The organism is Rhodococcus sp. EPR-147, from assembly GCF_001647185.1.
GTDB lineage: Bacteria > Actinomycetota > Actinomycetes > Mycobacteriales > Mycobacteriaceae > Rhodococcoides.
Genome location: NZ_LVCU01000076.1, coordinates 1 through 2,929 on the forward strand (window position 1 = coordinate 1; position 2,929 = coordinate 2,929).

Below are 2,929 nucleotides of genomic sequence, written 5' to 3' on the forward strand. Positions count from 1 at the left end.
GACAGAGTTGTTGTCCCGCATGAACGTTCGCACCGACCCCGCCACCGTCCGCGAGGGCTGGTTCGCTGCGGACGCCCCGTACGGGTCGCGGTCGCTGATGCTGATCCTGTCCCGTCTGTACGGGACGGGCATCGACGTCCACGATGCGTACGTCAGCGCACCGAATCTCGACGATGTGTTCTTCGACCTGACCGGTGACGAGGATGCCGGTCGTCATCACACGGGTGCCCCGAATGCCGAGAGGATCGTTCGATGACCACGATGGCCGCGCGACCCGTTCGCCGCGAGGGAATCGGCAGCTTCCTCGTCGATTGCGCGACGATGACACAGCGCAATCTGTTGGTGATCCTGCGCGTTCCGCAGTTGCTGCTCGGTGCGACGGTGCAGCCGTTGATGTTCGTGCTGCTGTTCTCCTACGTCCTCGGCGGCGCGCTCGGTGGAAGCGACTATCGACAGTTCCTGATGGGCGGAATCTTCACGCAAACCGTGGTGTTCAGCGCTGGGTTCACCGCCATCGGGCTGGCCACCGACAGTCGTGAGGGAATTGTCGAACGATTCCACTCGCTGCCGATGTCGAGGTTGGCGATCGTGCTGGGGCGCACTCTCACCGACGCGCTGGTATCGGTGGTGAGTATCGCCGTGATGATCGGTGCGGGATTCGTCGTCGGATGGCGCATCAACGGATCACTGAGTTCCGCTCTGGGAGCGATTGCCCTGCTGGTGTTCTTCGGTTTCGCGATGTCGTGGATGGGTGCCGTCGTCGGATTGATCTCGGCCACAGCCGAAAGCGCCCAGAGCGTTCTGATGATCATCGTGTTTCCGCTGACCTTCATCTCGTCGGCCTTCATCCCGTCGGCGACGCTGCCCGGGCCACTGCGAATATTCGCTCAATGGAACCCGGTGACCTCGGTGGCCCGCGCCACCCGCGAGGCGTTCGGCAATCCCATCGCACCGTCGACGTTGATCAACGAACCGGTGACCTGGGCGTCCTCGAACCCGATGCTCTACTCCTTCATCGCCTCGATCGTGTTGCTGACGATCTTCGTGCCCCTGACGCTCAAGGTCTCGCGCGGCCGGGTGGGGTGATCTCGCGCCCACCGGGTTACACGGGTCTCACACGATTCACGAATACCAGTAATGGTCTACCCCTAACGTCGTAACCGACAGCGACGACAGGGAGTCCCGGACAGTGTTGATCAACCGTTGTGCAGCGGCACTGGCGGTGACCTCGGCCGTTCTCCATCTGAGGATGGGGATCGGCAGCGCGATCGGTGTTGGGGTCGCCGCCATGGCCGTGGTGTGCCTGCTGTGTGCTGCCGATCTGTGGCGGTCGACGAGCAATCGTCCATGGGTGATCATGGCGACGTCGAGCGCCGTGATGCTGCTTGCTCATGCCTCCGGTCCGGCGGGTCATCATCAGGCCCTCGTCACCGACAGCGTCAGCGACGTCTCGGCGGCCTCGATTCTTGCTACGACCGAACTTGCGCTCGCCGCCGTCGTCGTTTTCCTTCGCACGCGCCGCATTCCGCCGGAACTTCTCCACTACCCATTGCAGGAGCCACGATGACCAATACCTTTGCGCCGGTCCTCGTTGCTCGCGAGACCCAGCAGAGCGTTGTGGCAGATTGCTACACTGGCGGTACTGCTGCGGCGATAGGACATCACATGGGCACCACCTCGTCTCTACGTATCGACGACGAACTCTACGATGCGGCAAAAGTGGCCGGATCTGCTGCAAGCCGAAGTGCCGCCCAACAGATTGCCCACTGGGCATTGATCGGCCGTGAGATGGAGCTTTCCCATCGAGTCTCGGCACGCGATATTGCCGATGTGCTCGCAGGTAAGGCGCGCTATGACGACCTGACGCCGCACAGGCAGGCCGTCGTTCGCGCGGAGTGGACAGAACAGATCGAATCCGTGACGGAGTCGCTCGACTTCGAGAGTGAATTCACTGCAGAAGGTCGCTCGTACGTCGAGTCCGACGAGCACGGCAACGTCGAGTGGAGCAACCATCGATAGAGCGCGCTCCCGAGACAGCCCATCGTGACAACACCGATCTCGGACCCGGTACTTCATCTACTCGCTGGGCCCAATGGTGCCGGCAAGAGCACCTTCAACGCGCGCGTACTGTCACCCGTCACGCATCTTCCGTTTGTCAATGCCGACGAGATCGCGCACGATCGATGGCCCGGCGACGAGTCTGCGCACGCCTACGATGCGTCGAAAGTTGCTGCCGAGCTGCGTGCGGAATTCCTTTCGGCACGATCGTCGTTCGTCACCGAGACCGTCTTCTCGCACGAGTCCAAGGTCGAACTGATCCAGTCTGCCGTCAGCGCAGGCTATTTGGTGACGCTGCACGTCATCGCAATTCCCGTCGAAACGGCTGTGGCCCGAGTGCAAAACCGCGTCGATCAAGGCGGTCATTCGGTCCCGGAGGCGAAAATTCGCGAACGTTACGACCGGTTGTGGCCTCTCCTTCGCTCTGCGGTCGAGATGGTGGATCGCGCTCAGGTGTATGACAATTCATCAGCGCGACGCCCATTCCGCACGATTGCGCGGTTCGATCGCGGTCACCTCGTAGGACAGGCCGAATGGCCCAGCTGGATGCCACCGGCCCTGCGTTCGTAACCTCCCTGTCCCGCTGATCGCATTCTGCACATCTCGCCTGAATAGGAGCGATCGAGAGACGGTTGGCATATCAGCCTGCAATCGACTGCACCGGACCCAACGAAGTCAGTGTTCTTTCGGCAACGCGTTCGAGCTGACGCCGCGTTGCCCCGTCCCGGGCACGCATGGGACATGCCTGACAGGATCCTGTTCTTGGCTACTCGTCGACTTCCACGCCATATCTGACGGCCAGTTCAGCCAATCCGTCGTCATAACCTTGGCCGATGGGTCGAAAGCGCCATCCACTCCCTCGACGGTAGAT

The 2,929-nt window shown here is 61.8% G+C and carries 5 protein-coding genes and 1 pseudogene; 5 read left to right on the forward strand and 1 reads right to left on the reverse strand.

The annotated features are described in order from the left end of the window. The 5 genes and pseudogenes from A2J02_RS03945 to A2J02_RS03965 all read left to right on the forward strand — a co-directional run. Positions 1-256: pseudogene (locus A2J02_RS03945) on the forward strand (hypothetical protein); the annotation flags it as partial. Beyond that, positions 253-1,086 (forward strand): ABC transporter permease, encoded by an 834-nt coding sequence (locus tag A2J02_RS03950; protein ID WP_068047085.1) that lies wholly within the window; start codon positions 253-255, stop codon positions 1,084-1,086. The pseudogene A2J02_RS03945 and the gene A2J02_RS03950, both read left to right, overlap by 4 nt. A 103-nt stretch (positions 1,087-1,189) precedes the next feature. Then, on the forward strand, positions 1,190-1,567 hold the full coding sequence (locus A2J02_RS03955) for a hypothetical protein (RefSeq protein ID WP_068047087.1): 378 nt from the start codon (positions 1,190-1,192) through the stop codon (positions 1,565-1,567). Further along, positions 1,564-2,019, forward strand: coding sequence for a ParD-like family protein (locus A2J02_RS03960; protein WP_231893674.1), 456 nt, complete (start codon positions 1,564-1,566; stop codon positions 2,017-2,019). The genes A2J02_RS03955 and A2J02_RS03960 overlap by 4 nt, the downstream gene beginning before the upstream one ends. Before the next feature lie 24 nt (positions 2,020-2,043). Beyond that, positions 2,044-2,628, forward strand: coding sequence for a zeta toxin family protein (locus A2J02_RS03965; protein WP_231893673.1), 585 nt, complete (start codon positions 2,044-2,046; stop codon positions 2,626-2,628). A 196-nt stretch (positions 2,629-2,824) separates the two neighbouring features. Here A2J02_RS03965 and A2J02_RS27085 read toward each other — a convergent pair. Then, positions 2,825-2,929 (reverse strand): TerD family protein (locus A2J02_RS27085; RefSeq protein ID WP_197477925.1); only part of this gene is annotated, 105 nt, incomplete at its 5' end.

Excerpts from the sequence above, each read along its gene's own strand:
- A2J02_RS03950 (WP_068047085.1), top strand. The coding sequence starts at position 253 with ATGACCACGATGGCCGCGCGACCCGTTCGCCGCGAGGGAATCGGCAGC.
- A2J02_RS03960 (WP_231893674.1), top strand. The coding sequence starts at position 1,564 with ATGACCAATACCTTTGCGCCGGTCCTCGTTGCTCGCGAGACCCAGCAG.